The sequence below is a fragment of the Halalkaliarchaeum sp. AArc-CO genome (assembly GCF_024972735.1).
Lineage (GTDB): Archaea > Halobacteriota > Halobacteria > Halobacteriales > Haloferacaceae > Halalkaliarchaeum.
In genome coordinates this window covers 1,354,917-1,375,188 of the sequence record NZ_CP087723.1, presented here as the reverse complement: position 1 = coordinate 1,375,188, position 20,272 = coordinate 1,354,917, and the positions used below count along the sequence as shown (strand labels likewise).

Below are 20,272 nucleotides of genomic sequence, written 5' to 3'. Positions count from 1 at the left end.
CGGGTGATTCCAGGTACGCCTTTTAAAGCTCGAGGAATTCGAGTGGCAGTTACCCGTCGAACCCAGAGCGGGAGCCCGAAGCTACGGACAGTCGACCGATCGCTCGAGCTGGACGGACACACCGCTCCCCGACGCCTCGACGGACAGCGTTGCGTCACAGGAAACCGCTGAGAACGTCTGGCTCGTCTCCTCGCCGGGGTAAAGCGGGCCGTCGTCGAGGAGTGAAATCGACGAGTTTCCGATCGTGACCGAGACCTCCGAGAGCGCAATCCCGGGCGGGAACTGATTTCTGACCGTTACTTCGAGCTCCGTCGTCTCGTTTGCCGTGGCATTCGTGGTCTGTTCGAATCCGAGGAAGGCGGTTTGATCGTCGGCGATGTCGACGGTCACGCTGCGTTCCGCCGTCGTCGCACTGAACCCGGCCGTGGCCGTTGCGAGGGAGAGTCCCAGAACCAGAATCACTGAAAGCAGAATCCATCGACGGCGGATCACTTTTCGGTCACCTCCGGTGGAGTCTCGCGTGCGCCGAGTCGCATCCGATAGTAGTTGTCGTAGAAATGTCCCACCGAGGAAACCGAAAGCGTCGTGACGAAAAATAGGCCCCACAGGAGCGGAGAGAAACGATCGAACGGAAAAATTCCCAGCCAGACGCCAGCAAGACAGATCGCGCTCAGAAGGGAGAGTCCCAGATAGTAGACGCCCCACGGGACCGAATTGTCAGTCAGAGAATCGACGTAGAAGTTGGTGTGGGAAATGGTTTCCGTGAGTTCGACGGTCCCCTGCCGCGAGTCGAACTCGATGAAGCCGTAGTCGGCCATTTTCGGCAGGTGAAACTGCCGAAGTGCGTTCCGCACACGCTTTCGTTCCCTGTGAGTGAGCTCGTCGATTTCTTTGCCGTACTCCCAGCTTGCGACCCGGTCTGTGATCTCGGACACCGAGGCGTCGTCCCCGTTCTGTTTGAGGTAGTGAATCACGAACCGTCGTCGCTGATTGCTGAGCACCTCGAGCATGTCGTCTCTCGTGAAGTCGTCGTCCCTGTCCGTCGATTGATCCGGAACCGGTTTCAGTACATTGCTCATGTGTCCCCCCTCTCAGCGTCGTACGCGATCGATCCCCCGATCCATTCGAGCGATTTTCGTTGCGAGTGGCCAGCGTCGTCGTCGGGTTATGCAATCACTACACCCGATTTTTAGTATGTGGGTACTTATCAGGCGCAAAGAGTCTCTGTCGACTTCGTTTCTGTAGTCTGGAATATTATATGAAATTGCAGTAACGAAATCATACTCTGTACGCGGCCGGGATTATTGACGGCTTAACGACTGTGGCAAATACAGATAACTCAATGACATGTCGTCAAACGAAATTGCTCGACGGGGGATGTGCTGAGGCTCACGACGTCGTGCCGGATGCGACTCCGCAGAGAGTCTCTGTCGCTCCCGAATAGACACTCTGTCAGATTGACTGATAGTATATTCCAAAGTGGGTCTCGGTAGTTTTGATGAATACGCGCCCGGTTGATGATCGATTCGGAGTCGTCGAATCAGCAGAGACGGGGCGTGTCAACGAGGGAGATTCACAATGGAACGACGCAAATTACTGATCGGAATGGGATCGCTCGCCGTCGGCGGGGCGGCTGCAATGGGTAGTGGTGCGTTTACGAGTGTGGAAGCGGATCGGACCGTCCAAGTGGACGTGGCTAACGATGCGAACGCGTTCCTGGCCCTCGAAGGGAAGGATACGCCAAATGGTAATGAGTACGTGGCAAACGACGGAACGAGTGGAACCCTCACTCTCGACTTCAGTTCAACATCCGAGGGGGGTAACGGTCTGAATCAGAATGGAGAAACGATTATTCGGGATCTCTTTGAGATCCACAACCAAGGCACTCAGGAGGTCGTTGTCGGGGTTACTGATCTTCCGGATGGAATGAGCATCTACGCCGACGATGACGATGTCGTCCCGCCAGAGGGAATCACCCTAAATCAGGATGCTCAGGGAGCTGGCTCGAACAATCTCCCGCGACTTGATGCTGGTGAATCCCTCACACGTGTAGGTGTGATCTTCCGCGTTGACGACGAACTCGGTGACGGAGGACCTGCAGATGCCCTTCTGAATTTCGACGGCACGATTACTATCAACGCGTACACCGAAGACGAGGTCTAATCACGACGGTAACCGGGATTTATCCCGGTAATAACTATGAAGCGACGACAATTCATCCTCGGACTCAGCGCGACCGCGGCAAGCGGAGCCACGGTACTCGGGTCCGGAGCGTTTACGTCGGTCACGGCCGAACGGGGCATCTCCGTAGAGGTCGTCGGAGACAATTCGGCCTTCCTCCGGATGACGCCGGTCGTCCACAAGATAGAGGAGGTTGACCCAGACGACGCTCCCGTCGCCGAAGTCGACGGTGTTCTGACCGTCGATACGAGTCGGCCTCTAGCCAGCGGTGTGAACGCCGATGCGACGACCTGGATCGGAACGCCAGATCCCACAAACGAGAGTGCCTGGGTGGAGGAGGATGATGATAATATCGACTGGGTGGGTGATCACACCTACACGCCGCGGGCCGCGTTCGGCGTCGAGAACCGTGGGACACAGGAGTACGAGCTCACATTCGCGTACGAGTTCGATGGTACTTCCGGTTCCTCCGATATCGAGTTTCACTTCTACAACGGCTGGGCACCTCAGATCGGTGGGCCGAGAGACTACGGTTCTTTCGAGAACGAGGGATCACTTACTATCGAAGCTAGCGAGGGTGACGCTTCGTTCAGACTCGGAAAACGGATCTTCGGATCGATTAAAATCGAAACCGGTGATGTTGGCGACGACCTCTCGGGAACGCTGACTATCACCGCAGAAGCACCGTGATAGCAAAATTCGCGACCACCATCATTGGTGATATCCACGCTGGTGCGTGGGGGTCCCGGGCCTCGCCGGGGCTCGTAATTTGGCTTCGAAGCAGTTCGGTGGTTCGACCCTTCCGCCCCCTCGACAGAACCCGCAGAACATCAAAAGCAGACACCTACTGGCAGAGATGGCCGGACTCAGGGCCGGCAGCACCGCGATCGTTGGGTCGAACGGGTCCACTGATACCAGCCCCGCCGGCGGCATCGCGGTCGAGGTCACGCACACCGCGAGCCTCTCTCCGGAACGAACCCTGTCGGATCGAAGAGGAAGAACAACCCAACGCGGCGTCTCTCGTAAACGTCGGCGGGTAGACGTCGATTGACCTCACCGACAGCAACGACAGCGTCAGGGGAATCGGCGTCAACCACAGGGCGTTGACGGTAGGCCACAACGTCTTCGCGACCTGCAATCGGGGACCGCGCCCTCATTGTGTCGCCGTCCCGGAGATCCCCAAGGGCGCCGACGTCCCGGTGAGGTTCGACTCCGGGCCGGGCGATCCAGCGGTGGCCTTCTCCCTCTGTGCCGACAGCGAGCGAACACTCGACGTCGACGTCGTCGATCTCGACGCCCTCCATCCCCCTTCCCACATAAAAACGTGCGAAAGCATACGTACCCGGAACCCGAAATTCAACCCATGTTTGGGTTCAGGGACGACTCGAACGCCGTCGACGACGGCGACTTCGAGGCTGCCCGCGACCGGATGGTCGACCGGCTCGAAGAGCGGGGCTCCATCCGGCGGTCCTCCACCGCGCGGGCGCTCCGGGCCGTCCCTCGCCACGTGTTCGTCCCCGACTCGCGGCGGCGGAACGCCTACGCCGACCGACCGCTCCCGATCGGTCACGACCAGACCATCAGCGCGCCACACATGGTCGCGGTGATGACGGACCTGCTCGAACTCGAGACGGGCGATCGGGTCCTCGAGATCGGCACCGGCTGCGGCTATCACGCGGCCGTCGTCGCGGAAATCGTCGGCTCGGGCAACGTCTACACCGTCGAGTACGTCGAGGAACACGCAACGGCGGCCCGTGAACGCCTCGAAGAACTTGGATACGACATCCACGTCAGGCAGGGCGACGGCCACCGTGGCTGGCCCGAACACGCCCCCTATGACGCCGCCTACCTCACCTGTGCGACGCCGGAGATCCCGGACGCGGTCGTCGACCAGGTCCGGGAAGGCGGCGTGGTCGTCGGTCCCGTCGGGCGCGGCTATCAAGAGCTCGTCCGGCTGCAGATCGATTCAGACGGTGTCAGTCGAGAAAGCCACGGCGGCGTGCGATTCGTTCCGATGCGTGGCGGTGAGTGAGAAATCACGCCGAGACAACTGCAGGACGGAGCGCACAGTTCAAGAGGGACGACGGCCGAGAGGAGAACATGGACCCAGCGGTGCTCCGGGACGACATGGTCGAGGGACTCGAATACGGCCTCGACGAGCCGCTCGATCCGGAGGTATCCTGGGCGATGCGGACGGTTCCTCGACACGAGTTTCTTGACGAGGCCCCATACGAAAACCGCCCAACAGAGGCGTACGGGACCCGGGTGCTTGCACCGAAAACGGCCGCACAGTTCGTCGATGCACTCGCCGCCGCCGAGGGTGACGACGTGCTCGTCGTCGGGTCGGGGATCGGATACACCGTCGCAGTGATCGCGGAGATCGTCGGCGATCGACACGTTCACGCCGTCGATATCGACCGTCGGGTCGTGTCCGCCGCCCGGTCGAACCTCGAGTCCGCCGGATACGGCGACGCTCTGGTGGACCGCCGGGACGGGACCGAGGGGCTCCCGGAGTATGCTCCCTACGATCGGATCCTTCTGGAGGCGGCGGTCGTTCGCCCGCCGACCGCGCTTCTCGATCAGCTCGCCCCGGAGGGGACGATCGTGTTCCCCCGGGGAATGGGCAGCCAGCAGATAGTCGTCGGGGAACGGAATCGGTCGGAGCCGGACGGATACCGGATTCTCGAAGAGTACGGCCTGGTCCAGCTCGGACCGCTGCTCGCGAAAGGCGAACGGCACACCGGCCCGGCCCGAAACCGGACGGTTCGCGAGGACGCGGAGTTTCAGAGCCAGGGGTATTTTGCCCGCAGCGGCTGGGAGTACGACTGGGTCGACTGGGAAGATCAGCTGTAGACAGTTACGGAAAATTCGAGGCGAAAGCCTCGCGCTTTAGCGCAGGGAGGATGTCAATCGAAGTCGTCGGGTTCCTCCCAGCGATCGGCGGGATGAACCGGTTCGACCGCGTGATCCAGTTCCGCCTCGGAGTAGTCGCGTTCTGGATCCAGAAGCATTGCAAGTCGTTGCCAGCGGGCACTGAGATCGCGTTCTCCTTCCGGCCCGACGCGGGCGCCGCGTGTCTTGAAAAACCGGGTGTCGCGTCCGAGCCGGCTCCCCTCGCCGGTGTGCATATCGAAGGCGACGTCGTACTCGCCGCCGGGTTCGAGATCGCCGACAGGAAAGTCGTGGGCTGGCTCGTCGTCGTTCTCCCGAGCCTTCGCCCGGACGTCAGCGACCCGGCGGAAGTACTCGTCGGCGTTTGAACTCTCCCGGGTCGAGGGGGCACGGGCGGCAGCGAGCGCCGCGTGGCTCGCACACAGTCGGCCGCGCCACTCGTCGGGTTCCCACCGCTCGGTTGCGAGCTGTTCGTAGCGTTCGATCAGGAGCGCAACCTCGTGGCCGGCCCGGAGATCCTCGACCACGTAGAGGTTGAGTCGGTCCCAGAGGTTCCAGGCGTATCCGGAGCGGGCGAGCTCCCAGGCGGCCCAGGCGGCGACCTCCTCGTCGGAGCGTCGAACCGCCTTCTGGAGCAGGCTGGAGACGGCGTATCGGTTGTAGCCGCCGTCGGTTTCGTCGGGGTCTTTCTGCTCGCCGAAGTCGTTTTGTCCCGTTGCTTCAGGCGGCGTGTCGGTTTCGAGGCTTCCGTCAGAGCCGAAGGTCGCCTGTCGGCCGTCGTCTTCGTTCGCCATGCGCGTTACCTGCACTTTCGGACCCGTCGTCTAAAACCTCACGAGCCAGCGAACCACCGGGGGCGTCGGGGGAACCAAGGGCTGGCAGCCGGCTCGGGCAGTTCGAATGAGAACCCTTAAATTGTGAGACGCGCCTACGATACAGTGACCGCCCTTAGCTCAGCCTGGTAGAGCAGCCGACTGTAGATCGGCTTGCCCCCCGTTCAAATCGGGGAGGGCGGACTCGGTTTTCAGCCGAAGTACGTTCGACGTACAGCGACGGGATCATCGCATATACCGCCCATATACGCCGAGTGAGTCGAACGGGTACCCCGGTCAACTCTCCGCAGCGCGGGTTCAACCCAGGGGTTCGTAGGCCAGAAGGTTAGTTTTTGTCACCGTCATACTCGTCGCGGCCGACAGGAGGTAGTCCTAAGCCCCATACTGGCTCTGTAGCCCTCGCCAGCCCCTCACAGAGCCGTCTCTCGAACCTTGGACGTTCGGCGAGGGGTATTGGTCTCCGTCTCTTGCATCCCCGTCGATCGGCTCTGGTGGGCCTTCTGGGGACCCCAGCGACAACACGAGCCGATCTCGGTGCTACCCCTCGCCCTTCCCAGTCGGGTGGTTCGAGAAGCGCGTTCGCTACCATCGCCTCTCGTCGCTCTGCTCTCGACCCTTGTTGGCCCGGCCTCGTCTGAACCCTCAGCGATGAAGTGGAAAGGTCCCTCTTCTCGTGCCGCCGTCATCCCCGACCCGTCTGAACCTTCAGCGACTTCTATCCCCGTCGACTTCCCACGGGCTCGTGACGTCAGATCAGGCCCAGTCGCTTGGCGTCGGCGAGGATCAGTTCCTCGTTCTCTTCGGCGAACTCCTCGCCCCGGTCCTCGGCGACCTGATCGAGAACCTCCTGTTCTTCTGGCGAGCGGGCCGTCTCGTCCTCGCTCATGGGGCTCGGTACGTGTTGGGAGCCGATAAAGACGGCGTCGGGATGGGTCAGTCAGGGCCGAGAGACCCTCGGTCTCGTCTGAAGGTTCAGACGATTTCCCTCCGGGTGGTTCCCTCGACTGTGGTACCCCGACCTCACCCAGAACTCCGTCTGAGGGTTCAGCGTGGGTAACTCGCCCGGCAGTTCACGCCAGTCGAATGCGGTCTCGGCTACGATCTCGACTTGCCAGTGATCGTACTCGTGGCCGTCTGAACCCTCAGCGACGACTCTCGTGTCCGAGGACCCTGTCTTCCCTCGTTACTGGTCTACTCCTCTCTCATTTGCTCGACGCACCAGAAGTACATCTTTTCGCGTAGCTCCGTAGACGTCGGACCGAATAGCATCCCAAGACGATATCCGAGATTGTGCCACGAGAGGCTACTGTGGGCACGCTCACCGTAGTCTTCCTGGTCAGTATCAACGCCTTTTCGCCAGCCTTGGTTGAACACATCGAGCTTTTCGTCGTCGGGATCAGGATCTTCCCGGTCGTCTTCCTCGTAGGTCAGCGCTTTGTTGATGTGGTATGTTAGGGAGTCGTCCATGTTTATGATGAATAACTGCCACCATCAAGGCTCTTTGGACCCCTCACGTCTTGACAGTCTGGTCCCGCACTCACTGGCGGTCCCTCCGGAGCGTCCGAACCCGAAGTTCCGGGTTTCGGTTCCGCCGGCGCTACCTTCCGACCCGTCCCTCCACAAGCCGATTCTCTACTCGTCTGACCGGTCGTGGACGGCTCTGCTCACACTCGAAGCGTTTGGAGACGGTATGGGCCTTGATCAACTCGATCCTCGGCTAACGGCACTGGAGAGGCCCGCTGTACTCTCAGCGTCGACCACGGGACTGAGGGTCGTCTTTGTCGGGATGTCGCCCCCGTGATGGCAACCTCGGTCTGGGCTGAGTCTCCCCGCTCAGTCGTTCGCTGGCCCCTCGCAACCGGCGCTGTCACCCGGCTCTCGGACCTTCAGTCGTCGACGAGTGTCAGACGTCCTACCGTGACTCTGGATACGGATCATCGGCTTGCTGAAAGACGGGCTCTCTCCTGAGGACAGCGTACTCAGGGGTGTATCCTTTACTCCCGAGAGACGCACACCAGACCTTCTTGATACCGGGAACGGGAGTGAGAGTTTCGACGTTGACGATCTGTTTCAGGTGCTCCTCGGCGACCTCTCGGTCCTTGAATAAACGCCGGGCTCGGGTCCGTCCGAGTCCGTCCCTCTCAGTGATATAGGCGTGCCAGACGTATTCGGTTGGATCGGTTAACGTCGCTTGGGCCTTCGTCGATGGCGTCGGTTGATGGAGTCGAACTCGGCCATGTTGGCTCGAATTTACCAGTTCCAGTTCTCCGAAGGCGATTAAGTCCGTAATCGCCTCGTGGATGTCGTCCGATTCCCCTTCGAGTTCTCCCTCCAGCTTCGCGGTCGATGTTGGAGTTCCATCCGGGGGTGAGAGGAGGTCGATAATACGCTGATACCGTGTCGCTTGCTCAGTCTCGAAGTCCATAGCTCGTCACCGACGGTGCCCCCCACAGGTATCGTGTGATCCCTGCATCAGTCTCTTGCCTCTTCGACCTCGATAACGACGTCAACGACCCCGTTTGGATCCACGACTAACTGGTGTAAACCATCGAGTTCGATCTCGTACTCGATTGTATCTTCGAGTTCGACGATCCAGGACTCTTCCACATCGCGCTCTTCGTCGTGGAAAATCGTGAACCCAGCCGGTCCACTTTCGTCGACCTCGATGGTGACGTAGAGAGTATCGCCAGCCTCGAACTCGTGGGGCCATCGGGTCTGTGTATCAAGCCGCTCGTCTCGGAGCGTCTCGCGGGCTTGACTCGTCTCACTGGTGCCGTCATCCTGAGAACTGGTCCCCCCGCCGTCTGACTCTGCATTACCAGAGGTTTCGTCCTCACTGTCGTTGTTATCCTGAGGATCCTCGATGAGACCCGTCTCAGACGCGAGTCCTCCGATTACTACCAGCCCACCGAAGACTAAGCCCCCTCCTATCGCGCCTTTCTTCAGGATTCCACGTCTGGACGCCATCTCCTATCAGACTTTATTGTTCCTTCTCCTTACTTGTTTGTTTCTTCTGACCCCTCAGAGAACGCTGTTCTATCACTTTCGGCCTCACCGGTCAGCATTTCCAGTGATGGGTTTGGTGCCGAAAACCAAGGTGGACATCTTGGAGGCGCTGGCCGAGGAGTCGGCGCACGGATACCTCCTCGCGGAGCGTCTCGATCTGTCTCACGGATACATATATACGCATCTGAAGGAGCTTCGAGATGAGGGCATGATCGAGGTGGTCGAGGAGGATGGCGACAGGAAAATCTACGGGCTGACCCAAAACGGGGTGTACCTCTTGTCGGCGCTTACCGACAGGGATCCAGACTCCGTCTGAACCGTCAGCGACACCCCAGAGATCTTCAGAATCACCTCCTGCTCTCTTCCTCGATCCCTCCGGCGCAGCCAGCGTCAGCAGTCCGGGTTTCGGTCAGTCACACGAACCTGAGGCCTCTCTCAGCCTCCTGGGGACGCCTCTGTGACCCCTCTCGTGATCATCCGACGATGGCTGAGTGGTATGGGTAGTCTTACTTCATCGTGGGTGTCAGAGACGGCTCACAGCGGGTTCCACGGGTCGGGACGACCTAGAGATCCTCGCGACTGAACACGAGTCTGGCGCTGTGCTCCTCCAGCCACTCGGCGTGTGCCTCGTAGCGGGGATCGTGCTCGGCCACGAGCGACCAGAAAGCGTCGGTGTGATTGGGCTCTCGTAGGTGGGCGAGTTCGTGGACGACCACGTAGTCGACGATGTCCTGCGGGGCCATCAGCAGCCGCCAGTTCAGGCTGATCGTGCCGTTCGTCGAACAACTCCCCCAGCGGGTCCGCTGGTTCCTGATTTCGAGGCCGTCGTACTCCAGCCCCATCTCGTCGGCGAAGTGGTCGAGACGCTCGGAGAGATATTCGCGGGCCTGACGTCGGTAGAAGTTCCGAAGGGCCCGCTTGACCGACGACTGTTCGACCGCGCTTCGTCGGAGACGGATTGTCTCGTCCTCGACGACGGACTTCTGTCGGGGCTCGACGACGAGTTCGTGCTCTTCGCCCAGGTACGGGAACGTTTCACCGGGCTCGAACGTTCGATCCGGGACGTCGTCCCGATAGCGCTCGAACTTCGCCTTCTTGTCGAGCACCCATGTCGCGTTTTCCGACAGGATCGCCTCCGGATCCTCGTGGGCGTCTGAGGGTACAATGACGGTAATCCCGTCGATCCCCGCGTCGATCCGGGGCTGTGTGGCGTCGTCGCTCCGCGAGACCTCGTAGATCACTTGCTCGCCGGCCAGCGTCGTCGTTCGCTTACGCCTCGTCTGCGACATAGTTTTGAATCAGGTAGGTATGGACGGCGTCGATGAACTCGTCGGTGACCAGTTCACCCCGGTCGTGTTCTTTCACCAGTACATCCAACAGTACAAGCTCGATCTCCTTGACCGTCTGGTCGTTCGTCTCCCAGCCCTCGTAACTCGTGTCGACGCGGTCGTCGAACTCGGCGACGATGTCGCGGGCGAGTGCTTCGGCGGTGTCCTCCGAGAGATCAAGATCGCGCTCCTCGGTGAGATCGGTGAAGATGGCGAACTCGGCGTCTGACATCCCGCACTTATTGGCCTCTTCGTCGATCGCGAGCACCGCCGCTTCGACCTCGCGGAGCGCCTCGACGGCCTCGGGATCGGCTCGGTCGCCGGCCTGCCACGCCTCGACGATGTCGGTCACACGCTCACTCAGTCGTTCGTAGCGGGGGTTCTGGCCCATTCGGGATTGCGTGCTCTCCTGGATGGCGTGGGCAATCGTTGACGCCTTCGCGGCGTCACTTCTGAGGTGATCGAGGTCTTCCAGGTACTCCGCGCCGAGTTCGTAGACCGGGTAGTCCCGCTTGATCTCGCCGATGTCGACGTGCTCCTCGACGATCTCGCGGGTCTTTTCGCGCATTTCGTCTTCGGGCCGTTCCGACCGGTTGGCCGTCCGCTGGAAGGCCGTGTGGATCCGCCCGAGCCAGCCGTAGTCCTCGTCGATCCGCTCCTCGACGAGTCGGCGGTCGGGCGAGACGGACTCGTAGAGGTCCTGGAGTCGTCGGAACCCTTGCTTGAACTCGCGCTTCTCGGGGTGGGTGCTCACTCGGTCGAGACACTCGTCGACGACTTCCTGGCTGTCCTCGCGGGGAATCCCCTCGAAGATGTCGAGGACGGCGTCGAGTTGATTCTGGAGCTTCTCGAACAGTTGCTCGCTGTCCTGGGCGGCGTACTGTTTCGTCTCGTCGTCGTAGTCGAGAGCGTCGTCGATGTTCTCGAACACGCCCTGGAAGTCGACGATCTCGCCATTCTCCTTGCCGTCAGCTGGCCGGTTCGTCCGGGCGATGGCCTGCATGAGGGTGTGATCCCGGAGTTCCCGGTCCAGGTACATCGTCTTCAGGACGGGGGCGTCGAAGCCCGTCAGGAGCATGTTGTGGACCACGAGCAGTTTGGGCTCGTCTTCGTTTTTGAAGTCCCGGACGATCTGGTCGCGCTCGCCGGGGTCGGTGTGGAACTGCTGGAGCAGATCAGGGTCGTTCTGGGTCGTGGTAAAGAGCACGTCGACGGCGTCCTCGCCTCGACGGTCGATCAGCCGTTCCCCGTACATGGCCGCCGACTTCCGACTCGGCGTGACGACCATGCCCTTCCAGCCGTTCTTCTCGACGCCGTCGAAGTGATCGTCGATCTCGGCGACCACGCGCTCGACGCGGGGCTCGATCTCGGCGAGCATCCGACTGGTGACGTGGTCGCGGATGATCGCCAGCTTCTCCTCTTTGGGGAGGGTGGCGAACGCCTCGTCGAACTCCTCGTCGAGGCCAGCCTCGTCGACGTCCCAGTCCATCTCGTGACGGAGCCGGAAGAAGACCGGGAGGATCAGTTCGTCGTCGATGCCGTCCTTGATCGAGTAGCGGTGGAGGTACTCCTCGTCCTCGGGGGAGAACTCGTCGAACGTGTTGCGGTCCTTCTCGCGGTCGCCCTCCCGGACGGGCGTCCCAGTGAAGCCGAAGTGGTAGGCGTCGGGAAGGGCGGCTTCGAGCCGGCTCCCGAGGTCGGCCTCCATGAACCGATGGGCCTCGTCGGACATGACGACGGCCTCGTCGGTCGACTGGACGCCGGGGTCGACGTCCTGGAACTTCTGGATGGTCGTAACGACGAGTTCGCTCCGGCCCGCCGCGATGGTGTCTTCGAGCCCCTCGATGCTCTCGGCTTCGGTCCAGCGCTCGAAGGAGAGGTTCGCGAGCTGGTCGCGCATCTGGCTGTTGAGTTTGTCCGTGTCGACGACGACGAACAGTTGCGGTGCGTCGAGAATATCGCGTTCGAGGAGGTTCTTCGCCGTGAACAGCATCGTGAACGACTTCCCCGATCCCTGGGTGTGCCAGATCAGTCCCTTCCGGTGTTCGCCGCGCTCGACCCGGTTGAGGATCCGCTTGACCGCATAGTACTGCATGTGGCGGGGGATGATCTTCGCGTCTTGGTCGGGACGCTCCTCGTAGAAGACGAAGTACTTCAGGACGTCGAGCAGCGTCTGAGGGTTCAGCAGGGCCTGGACGGCCTGCTTGACGTCGTTGTCCGACTGGTAGCGCTCGGGCGCGGTCGTCCACCCCTGATAGAACTCGCGGGGGGCACCGACGGCTCCGTACTGGAGGACACTCTGGTCGGCGGCGACGTTGAACAGCGTCGGGATGAACGCTCGTGGGACCTTTTCCTCGTAGGCTTGGAGGTCGGTGATGGCGTCGTAGAAGTCGTTGTCCTGGGTGACGGACTTCAGCTCCATCTGGACGCTGGGGATCCCGTTGACGAGGAGGGTTACGTCGGGACGGATTGAGCCGCGTCGGGAGACGGCGAACTCGTCGACGGCGTGAAGCCGGTTGTTCTCGGGGTTTTCGAAGTCGATCAGGTCGGCGTAGATTGTCTTCGTCCCGTTGTGTTGCTGGTCGACGGTGTGTTTCTTGCCCGTGGTTAGGATCTCGTAGAACGCTTCGTTGCCGTCGAGCAGGTTGTCGTGGTCGAGGTCGCGTCGAAGCGAGTTCAGGAACCGGTCGACGTTGGCCTCGGTCAGTTCGTCATTGATCTCGACGACGGTCTCCGCGAGCAGATCCCAGTAGACGACCTCCGAACGCTGGCGACCGTATCGCTCGTCGAGGACCGTCGCGCCGTGACCTTCGTCGGGGTTGTAGGTCTCCCATCCGAGGCCGTCGAGCCACTGGAGGACCGACGTCTGAAGGCCGCCCTCGGATGGTTGTTCGTTAGTCATGCTGGAGGACTTTGTCTACGATCTCGATGTCCGTGTCGTGGGTGCGGACCTCGCCCGAGAGGAGGTCCTGCATGAGGCCTTGTTTGAGGCGTTGGAGACCGTCCCGATAGCTGTTCTGCTTAGATTGGAGTCGTACGATGTCCCGGAGACGGGTGGCGATTTCCTGCTGTTCTTCCAGTGGTGGAACCGGAATTTTGATATCAAGAAACTCATCGTTGCGGATGTGAATTTGGGTACTTCCGACCGAGATACTCTTCACGTATCTCCGATACCAACCGCAGTTCGAGACTTCAATCAGATAATCATTAAGAATTTTCTGGGATGTTTTTATCCCATGGACTCCCTGGGCGAGTAAAAATTGGTCACCATCTGGGTACTTAGATTCAGGTGAGATCTTAACAATCCGACCGATACTTGGCGCGTCAGCGTTCAAATCCCGGAGTGCCGTGATAAGATATTGAGAATCAACTAAGTTCGTCTGGTTTTCCTGGGCGGTATCTTCGGAGCAGAACTGTCGTTCGTCCCCATCAACAGCGGCGATTCCGATGTCATTAACCGCCTTTTTTGGCAATACACTCACCCCCTTTTCGGTGAAATCATCTTTCGACAACGTGGCACCGCCGACAAACTCATCCACAAAATCACCAAGAGGTCTAACTTCCCACTCTCGTGGGATTTCTATGCTTATTGGACCAGTTCTGGTACTCTTTGTATCTCTACGGCCCACCTGTCCACTGAAAATATCCTGACGAAGCCCTCGTCGAAGGGTGGATAATTGCTGGGAAATTGCTTCCGTCTTCTGAATCGCCTGATCAACGGTGTAGAGCACGCTGGCGATTTTGCGCTGTTCTTCGAGTGGTGGAATATCAGCGTCAAGATTGACCAGATCGGCCTTCCGGACGTGTTTCATCGTACTCCCGTGCGATAGAGCCTCTAAACGTGGAAGGAGTTCTTCTAACTTGAACCGGAAGAATATCTCATTTACCTGGTCTGTGGTGTCAACTCTGTAGATGTGTTGATTCAAAGCCGCCTCTGGCCCATTCCACTCGAAAACATCAATTGTGGCTGACCACGACAAAAGAAGGTCGCCGTTTTTGACTCTATAGCGATCTTCTAATTCCCCGTCGAAATAATTGAACTCCTCCTGCTCTCCTGTGAGATTCTGGATGCGAATTATGGGATACCCGTCGTCGGTCCATTCACTCTTACTAAAAGCATTTCCGTTTTGATATTCGGCTAACTCCCCCATTTCGATTTGTTGCCACCCATTCGTACTCGAACCGGCCTCATCAGCTACCTCGTCAAGATCATCCAGGGTCACCTGCTCCTCACTCATAGTTCAGCGCCTCCATGTGCTCGGTCATCTGCGCCTCGATCTCGTCGCGCTCGGCCTGTAACTCCCGCAACTCGGCCAACTCCTCGGCCACGTCGATGTCTTCCTCCGGTTCGGTCGTGTCGACGTACAGCGCGATGTTCAGGTTGTAGTCGTTCTCGCGGATCTCCTCGACCGACACCGTCCGACTCACCCGCTCCTCGGTCGTCCAGCCGTCGAAGTTCTCGACGATGTGGTCGATCCCCGCTTCGGTCAGCTCGTTCTGGTTGCTCAGCTCCTCGTAGAACGCCTCGTCGGCGGCATGGATGAACTGAACTTGATCGGTACGTTCCGCGGGCTTGTCGCGGTTCAACACCAGGATCGCGCTCGGGATGGAGTTGTTCTGGAAGAGGTTCTCGGGCAACCCGACCACGGCCTCGACGAGGTCGTCGTCGATCATCGGCTCCCGATACCGGCTCTCGTGCTTCCGGAACAGCACGCCGTGGGGAATGACGATCGCTGCCTGGCCGGTCTCGTTCAACTGCTCGGCCATGTGCATGATGAATGCGTAGTCGCCCCGGTCGGCTCGGGGGAGCTTCTCGTGCCAGTCGAAGCGCCCGTAGGTGTCGTCCTGGAGTTCGTCCTTCTGCCAGTCCGCCGAGAACGGGAAATTGGCAAGGACATAGTCGAACCTGGTCAGCGAACCGTTCTCGGTGAACTGTGGTCGCAGGAGGGAGTCCTCGCGCTCGATCCGCCCGCTGAGGCCGTGGATCGAGAGGTTCATTTTGGCGATGGCAGCGATGTCGGGGTTGATCTCCTGGCCCGTGAACGTGAGCTTCGAGGGATCGCCGCCCTGTTCGTCGCGGTAGTGGGTGGCCGCTTCGACGAGCATCCCGCCTGACCCCACAGTCGGGTCGTGAAACGTGTCACCGTCCTCGAAGGGCGCGAGTAGTCGGACCATCAGCTGGACGATGTGGGGCGGTGTGAAGAACTGCCCGCCGGACTTGCCCTCCTCCTCGGCGAAGTGGCGCACGAGGTCCATGTACGCCTCGCCGAGCATGTCGGCGGGGATGCTGTCGGTGTCGAGGTCGTAGGTGGTGAGATGTTCGATCAGCCGCGTGAGTCGGTCGTCGGTCAGGGCGTCCTCTGCGACGTAGTCGGCGCGGAACACCCCCTCGACCTCGCCGTCGTTTGCCTCCCGGAGCGCGTCGAAGGCGTCGTTGATCGCCTCGTCGACGTTCTCGTTGACCGCCCGGAGGTCCTCCCAGGTGTAGCCCTCGGGGACGTAGGGGACGTCGTAGAGGTTCGGTCGACGGGCGTACTCTTCGCCGTACTCCTCGACGTACTGTCGGTACTGGACCTCGAAGTTGTCCGAGATAGTTTTGTAATATACGAGTGGTAAAATAAAGTCCTTATAGTCGGTCGAGTCGACGGCGTCACGGATGATGTCAGCGCACTTGAACAGATGAGAGTCGAGTTCGTCGAGGGTCAGCGACATACCAAGGTGATAACAGGGTAACCTCTTAGGCGTTGGTGATTGGCGGTCCACTTCACCGCTTGCTTCCCACCCCCCGGAGTTCGAGGAGGTGGTCCCGCTCTCTGCGGGAGGGTCCCCTGAGAGCCCGGTTCTCCCCGTCTCGCGTTCCGGTCCGTCCTGTCTGAACCCTCAGCCACCCGTCGCGTCGCACCCGTCGTCGATCTCCCGGAACTGGACGGGGGTCGTGTCTGAACCCTCAGACGGCCTCTGTTCGCGGTAGTGCCAGTCGTGGTCGTCGAGCCCGAGGAGCTTGGTGATCTGCTCGATGTGCTGGCGCTTCTCCTTCTGGATCCGTTCGAGGTCGGATCCGTACTCGGTGATCTCCTCGTACTCGCTTGGGACGGGGATCGTCAGGGTGTAGTCGTCCTCGTCGACGAGGATCATCTGTCCGTCCCTCGTGGGCGTCCCCTCGACAGTCTGGTCCTCGAAGTCGGTCGGGATGGTCGTCGTCTGTTCGAGCAACTCCTTCTCGATTTCCTCCAGCCTCTCGATCTCTTCGCGGAGGGTGAGCGCGGCGTCGAGTCGCCACTCGGCGTCCGTCACGGCCATGGTCTCGCGGACCTCCCGGCCGATCTCCGACTCGTTGATATACCGGTAGACCTGCCTCTCGGTGACGTCGAGGGCCTCTGCGATCTCCTCGACCGACCACTCGCCGTCCGAACCCATCCCGTAGTGCTTGGCGACCGCGAAGCGGGCCTTCGCGTCCGGTGAGGAGTACTCGGACGGGTCTGTCGTACCGCGTGAGAGGGCGAGTTGGGAGGTCCGGTGGCGCTGATCGGACATGAAGCCTCTCGAACCGGCTTTTAAACGCGCTTATATATGGGCGTTGGGGCGTTCGTAGCTCGCTGGACCCTCAGACAGTAATCGAGGGGATCGTTCCTGTCGTGCCCATACCCTCTCCGAGCCCGCTCGCTGTCCGACCTGTCTGAACCCTCAGACGGGCTCTCTCCGGTTTGAGTGCTCAGACGAACTCGTCGGCGACCTCGGTCCGACACTCGGTAGGGTATATCCTCGTCTGAACCCTCAGACGGACTCGTCGGCCTCGGATGCACTGGCGACCTCGCCGACAGGGTGGTGTCGTCTGAACCCTCAGCGAACTCACGTTCTGTCTGAAGAGCCCGTTTTTCCCTTTACAATCCCATTAGTACAGCCACAGCTCTACTACCGACCTACTCCACCTCACCCCCCTCGACCGATACCGAACAGAAACTGGCGGCGCTGACGCGCCTTGACCGCCCCGCACTGCACGGGAAGACGGAGACGTCCCTTAGAGGGGAGGGGTCGTCCCGAAAGCCCATTACTTCGGACCTCCCTAAGGAAGTGTGAGGGGACTCATTTCCTCACCTTCCACCTTCCGACGTAGAGGGGCTTTCGTTTCCTGCACTGGGTTTCTCGACCAGACCGGAGTCGTTCCGGATTTCCCGAAGTCCTGTTCGTATAACGGTCTTCGGGGGGTTCGGCTTCGTTCACTCGTCAACGGTCAACGAGTGTTACCACGACCTCGGGGGACATAAGTATGTCGAACGTCTGAAGGTTCAGACAAATAGTACCGTACTGAAACAGGCAGAGTAGGGAATCCGTCTGAAGGTTCAGACAGCTATAATCGCCTTACTGGTGCCCTCTATGCCAGTAGCTAATATCACTTCGTTCGTCTGAACCCTCAGACACAAACTTACGAGAATTAGTATCGTATATATTACTATTCTCTGTCTGAGGGCTCAGACATCTCTCCAGATTCTACAGTACGAGTAGATAGATGGTCCACCGTCTGACCCCTCAGACAGCGGTGTACCTCTGGCTGTACCCCAGCGAGTATCGAGTAATCATCTCGCACTCCATCCGGTTGGTGTCCGGCCCGCGGCGCGAGAGATTCCGGGTTCTGGTGCGAAATCATCGAGAGGGTCCGTCGCAGGCCTCGTGGAGGCGTCAACAGGAACTCCTTCGCTCGACGAGGGGGATACATCGTCGAGCGCGTTCGAGGGTCAGCAGAGGGGCGTGGCGAGGGTTGCTCGCCCTCAGCGTCGATCTACGCCGATCAAGGCGGACGAAGATCCCGCCAGCGGAAGTCGACAACGTCGCCCGAGTCGAGTTCGAGTCGATAGATCTGGGAGTCGCGTTCGTCACCAGTCGTTTCAGAAGCATCGTCTTCGAGAACGCCGAGAACGACCCCTTCCTCCCCATGATAGACGTCATGGTCGGGATCGGTCTCGTCGGGGATGTCGACCCGGACGTGGTCGCCCTCAGTGAACCGCTTCATCACCAGGAGCAAGAGCGGGGAGATAGTTAGTCCTGTCTCACTTCCGTCCACTCGCAGCCACACGTCTCACAGGTGTAGTGCTCCTTGATGATCGTTGGCTCGTCCTTCTCGAACATCCAGACGTCGCTGTCGTCACCACAGCGAGGACAGGGCTCGGATACCTCCCAGGCGATTGGCATGGGTCAGGTCTCCTCGATCTCCTCCTCGTCGGTCTCGGGAGCCACGCCTGAGGGTTCAGCCGCCCTGACGTGCTCGATCTCCTCGATGGTCAGACGGATCTCGTCAACTACCTTCCCGCCGGGCCCGAGAACATCCATGTCGAACGTCGCTGGATCACCAAGAGGAACAGCGGCTGGCCGAACCTTGTCGATGTCCTCAACGATCCAAAACCCCTCGGGACTGTCATCGGGATCCGCGAGCACGCCGAAGACGGCGTCGTCGAACTGGTCGACGAACTCGGTCAGGTCACGCCACGAGTCGGGCTTGATCTCGGGCTTTGTCTCGTCGTCAGCGGGCTCTCTGACCTCCGAGAGATCGGTCACAGAGGCGTCTCGTGAGTCTTCAGTGCGATCCATGGATCATACCCCGTCCAGATACTCTCGTCTCTGCTCGACCTTCACTTCCTCGGAGCGCCGGTCATAGTGTTTATCGAGGACCTCCTTGCCCACGTTCATTCGGTCGCTGACGACGGTTTCGGGGACGTCTTCGGAAAGATGGTGCGTAATCGACCCTCGACGAACCGAGTGAGGGCTCACACTCGACGGACACAGGCTGTAGGACCCATAATCCGCGCCCTCGCACTCGTCAGGATCGCGGTCATGGGGACAGTCGTCGCCGTAGTAGCACGGCCTCGTCGCCTTGTAGACCGTCTCCCGGACCGTCGTCCCCGAGAGTCGTCCGTGCTGAGTCGTCAGCAAGGGGTCTCGTCCATGATCATCCGTCACCGCAGGTCGCTGCCGGTCGATCCAGTCGTCAAGGACGTCGCAGACATACGGATCGAGAGCGACCAGCCGCTCGCCTTCGCTCCCGTTCTTCAGGCCCGTGTCGGTCTCGGGCCGATGTCGGAGTTCGAGTCGCTGTTCCTCCGGATTGTAGTCGTCGAGATCGAGGGCCACCAGCGACCCGAGTCGGATCCCAGTGTGCCAGAGCAGTTCGAGGACCACGTGAGTCCGAGAGGCGTACTCGAAGCGGCGCAAGTACTCCAGCACGTCCTCGGCCTGCTCCGACCGAAGGATCTCCTCGCGCTGTTCGTCGTCGTTCGAGAGGGTCGGGAGGAGGATCTTCTCGTGGAGCCCGCTCGGGACGGCGTCGATGGTCTCACAGAACCGTATGAACACCCTCAGCGTCTCCAACTGGGTCCGAAGGGACACCGCGTTCAGGTCCCCGTCTTCCTTTCGCCAGAGCCGGTACTCGTGGAGCTTGCGACCCGAGAGGTCGTTCAGATCATCGATGTCCACCTCGTCACACCAGCGGATGAAGTGGACGAGTCGGTAGTGGTGTGCCTGTAGCGTCCGCTCCGTCACTTCCCCCTCGCGTTCCCGATGGTACATCTCCTTGGCCGTCTCGGGGTCGAGGGGTTCGAGGTCGTTTTGGTCGGTCATGGTTCGTTTTGAACCCACGACCACGGAGCGACCGAGGCCCCGGCGACCGGAGATCGGCTTGTTCGCGGCCGTCAGGCCGCGATAAGTGGAGCCGAGGGCGGTGAAACCGCCCGAAGGCTCCACGAAACCCCCGTTCAAATCGGGGAGGGCGGATACGAAAAAAAGCCGAAGGCGGCGACTTCGGTGATTCGACTTCTCCAAAAACCCGTTGCGAAGAGTGTGAGGCCCACGTATCGAGAGACTTCCGTCGGGTCTACGGCGACGGAAACAACCGCGCCCATCGTTGCCCACAGTGCGACACCTGGGTTCGGCTCTTCGAGGGGAGCGCCGCCGGAAAAGACGTGCCGACACCCGACGCCCGTGAGAATCCCGGCCGTCACGGCGCCGAAGCCGGGGGGTGGTCCCGGTGAGGTTCGTCCGTGC

The 20,272-nt window shown here is 60.4% G+C and carries 23 protein-coding genes and 1 tRNA gene; 7 read left to right on the top strand and 17 right to left on the bottom strand.

Features of this window, described 5'->3' with window-relative positions; translation table 11 throughout:
• Positions 1-81 precede the first annotated feature (81 nt).
• Positions 82-492: a hypothetical protein gene (locus tag AArcCO_RS07445; RefSeq protein WP_259536241.1), complete on the bottom strand. Its 411-nt coding sequence runs from the start codon at positions 490-492 to the stop codon at positions 82-84.
• Complete coding sequence (locus AArcCO_RS07440; protein WP_259536240.1) at positions 489-1,079, bottom strand: DUF7344 domain-containing protein; 591 nt, start codon at positions 1,077-1,079, stop codon at positions 489-491. The genes AArcCO_RS07445 and AArcCO_RS07440 overlap by 4 nt, the downstream gene beginning before the upstream one ends.
• A gap of 499 nt (positions 1,080-1,578) precedes the next feature.
• Between AArcCO_RS07440 and AArcCO_RS07435 the strand changes: the two genes are divergently transcribed.
• Together AArcCO_RS07435 and AArcCO_RS07430 are read left to right on the top strand one after the other, a co-directional pair.
• Entirely contained in the window at positions 1,579-2,163 is a 585-nt protein-coding gene (locus AArcCO_RS07435; protein WP_259536238.1) for a hypothetical protein, read from the top strand.
• Positions 2,164-2,343: 180 nt separating this feature from the next.
• On the top strand, positions 2,344-2,871 hold the full coding sequence (locus tag AArcCO_RS07430) for a hypothetical protein (protein WP_259536236.1): 528 nt from the start codon (positions 2,344-2,346) through the stop codon (positions 2,869-2,871).
• 254 nt (positions 2,872-3,125) lie between these two features.
• On the opposite strand, the gene AArcCO_RS07425 is transcribed toward AArcCO_RS07430, so the two are convergent.
• Positions 3,126-3,485, bottom strand: a complete 360-nt coding sequence (locus AArcCO_RS07425) for a hypothetical protein (RefSeq protein ID WP_259536234.1) — start codon at positions 3,483-3,485, stop codon at positions 3,126-3,128.
• Between the two features lie 59 nt (positions 3,486-3,544).
• Between AArcCO_RS07425 and AArcCO_RS07420 the strand changes: the two genes are divergently transcribed.
• A complete protein-coding gene (locus AArcCO_RS07420) occupies positions 3,545-4,213 on the top strand; it encodes a protein-L-isoaspartate(D-aspartate) O-methyltransferase (RefSeq protein WP_259536232.1) in 669 nt (222 codons plus the stop codon).
• 68 nt (positions 4,214-4,281) lie between these two features.
• A complete protein-coding gene (locus AArcCO_RS07415) occupies positions 4,282-5,034 on the top strand; it encodes a protein-L-isoaspartate O-methyltransferase family protein (RefSeq protein WP_259536231.1) in 753 nt (250 codons plus the stop codon).
• Positions 5,035-5,087: 53 nt separating this feature from the next.
• On the opposite strand, the gene AArcCO_RS07410 is transcribed toward AArcCO_RS07415, so the two are convergent.
• On the bottom strand, positions 5,088-5,867 hold the full coding sequence (locus AArcCO_RS07410) for a hypothetical protein (RefSeq protein WP_259536229.1): 780 nt from the start codon (positions 5,865-5,867) through the stop codon (positions 5,088-5,090).
• Positions 5,868-6,015: 148 nt separating this feature from the next.
• Between AArcCO_RS07410 and AArcCO_RS07405 the strand changes: the two genes are divergently transcribed.
• Positions 6,016-6,089: transfer RNA gene (locus tag AArcCO_RS07405), tRNA-Tyr, on the top strand.
• A 565-nt stretch (positions 6,090-6,654) separates the two neighbouring features.
• Here the strand turns inward: AArcCO_RS07405 and AArcCO_RS07400 are convergent.
• From AArcCO_RS07400 to AArcCO_RS07385, 4 genes are all read right to left on the bottom strand, one after another.
• Positions 6,655-6,792 (bottom strand): hypothetical protein, encoded by a 138-nt coding sequence (locus AArcCO_RS07400; protein ID WP_259536227.1) that lies wholly within the window; start codon positions 6,790-6,792, stop codon positions 6,655-6,657.
• Positions 6,793-7,097: 305 nt separating this feature from the next.
• Entirely contained in the window at positions 7,098-7,373 is a 276-nt protein-coding gene (locus AArcCO_RS07395; protein WP_259536225.1) for a hypothetical protein, read from the bottom strand.
• A 445-nt stretch (positions 7,374-7,818) separates the two neighbouring features.
• Entirely contained in the window at positions 7,819-8,331 is a 513-nt protein-coding gene (locus AArcCO_RS07390; protein WP_259536223.1) for a hypothetical protein, read from the bottom strand.
• A gap of 47 nt (positions 8,332-8,378) precedes the next feature.
• Entirely contained in the window at positions 8,379-8,873 is a 495-nt protein-coding gene (locus AArcCO_RS07385; protein WP_259536221.1) for a hypothetical protein, read from the bottom strand.
• Positions 8,874-8,979: 106 nt separating this feature from the next.
• Between AArcCO_RS07385 and AArcCO_RS07380 the strand changes: the two genes are divergently transcribed.
• Complete coding sequence (locus AArcCO_RS07380) at positions 8,980-9,228, top strand: PadR family transcriptional regulator (protein ID WP_259536219.1); 249 nt, start codon at positions 8,980-8,982, stop codon at positions 9,226-9,228.
• Positions 9,229-9,475: 247 nt separating this feature from the next.
• On the opposite strand, the gene AArcCO_RS07375 is transcribed toward AArcCO_RS07380, so the two are convergent.
• From AArcCO_RS07375 to AArcCO_RS07335, 9 genes are all read right to left on the bottom strand, one after another.
• Positions 9,476-10,201 carry a M48 family metallopeptidase gene (locus AArcCO_RS07375; protein ID WP_259536217.1) on the bottom strand — a complete coding sequence of 242 codons (726 nt, stop codon included), beginning with the start codon at positions 10,199-10,201 and terminating at the stop codon, positions 9,476-9,478.
• A complete protein-coding gene (locus AArcCO_RS07370; protein ID WP_259536215.1) occupies positions 10,182-13,142 on the bottom strand; it encodes a type I restriction endonuclease subunit R in 2,961 nt (986 codons plus the stop codon). The genes AArcCO_RS07375 and AArcCO_RS07370 overlap by 20 nt, the downstream gene beginning before the upstream one ends.
• Positions 13,135-14,478: a restriction endonuclease subunit S gene (locus AArcCO_RS07365; RefSeq protein WP_259536213.1), complete on the bottom strand. Its 1,344-nt coding sequence runs from the start codon at positions 14,476-14,478 to the stop codon at positions 13,135-13,137. The genes AArcCO_RS07370 and AArcCO_RS07365 overlap by 8 nt, the downstream gene beginning before the upstream one ends.
• Positions 14,471-15,952, bottom strand: coding sequence for a type I restriction-modification system subunit M (locus AArcCO_RS07360; RefSeq protein ID WP_259536204.1), 1,482 nt, complete (start codon positions 15,950-15,952; stop codon positions 14,471-14,473). The genes AArcCO_RS07365 and AArcCO_RS07360 overlap by 8 nt, the downstream gene beginning before the upstream one ends.
• 168 nt (positions 15,953-16,120) lie before the next feature.
• Complete coding sequence (locus AArcCO_RS07355; RefSeq protein WP_259536202.1) at positions 16,121-16,774, bottom strand: helix-turn-helix domain-containing protein; 654 nt, start codon at positions 16,772-16,774, stop codon at positions 16,121-16,123.
• Between the two features lie 1,252 nt (positions 16,775-18,026).
• A complete protein-coding gene (locus AArcCO_RS07350) occupies positions 18,027-18,248 on the bottom strand; it encodes a DUF8139 family protein (protein ID WP_259536200.1) in 222 nt (73 codons plus the stop codon).
• 26 nt (positions 18,249-18,274) lie between these two features.
• On the bottom strand, positions 18,275-18,427 hold the full coding sequence (locus tag AArcCO_RS07345; protein ID WP_259536198.1) for a phage terminase large subunit family protein: 153 nt from the start codon (positions 18,425-18,427) through the stop codon (positions 18,275-18,277).
• A 3-nt stretch (positions 18,428-18,430) separates the two neighbouring features.
• Entirely contained in the window at positions 18,431-18,790 is a 360-nt protein-coding gene (locus tag AArcCO_RS07340) for a hypothetical protein (protein WP_259536196.1), read from the bottom strand.
• 36 nt (positions 18,791-18,826) lie between these two features.
• Complete coding sequence (locus AArcCO_RS07335) at positions 18,827-19,849, bottom strand: tyrosine-type recombinase/integrase (protein ID WP_259536194.1); 1,023 nt, start codon at positions 19,847-19,849, stop codon at positions 18,827-18,829.
• A gap of 152 nt (positions 19,850-20,001) precedes the next feature.
• On the opposite strand from AArcCO_RS07335, the gene AArcCO_RS15965 reads away from it, so the two are divergent.
• The gene (locus tag AArcCO_RS15965; protein ID WP_259536404.1) at positions 20,002-20,259 is read left to right on the top strand and encodes a DUF7563 family protein; all 258 of its coding nucleotides are present in this window, start codon (positions 20,002-20,004) and stop codon (positions 20,257-20,259) included.
• Positions 20,260-20,272 lie beyond the last annotated feature (13 nt).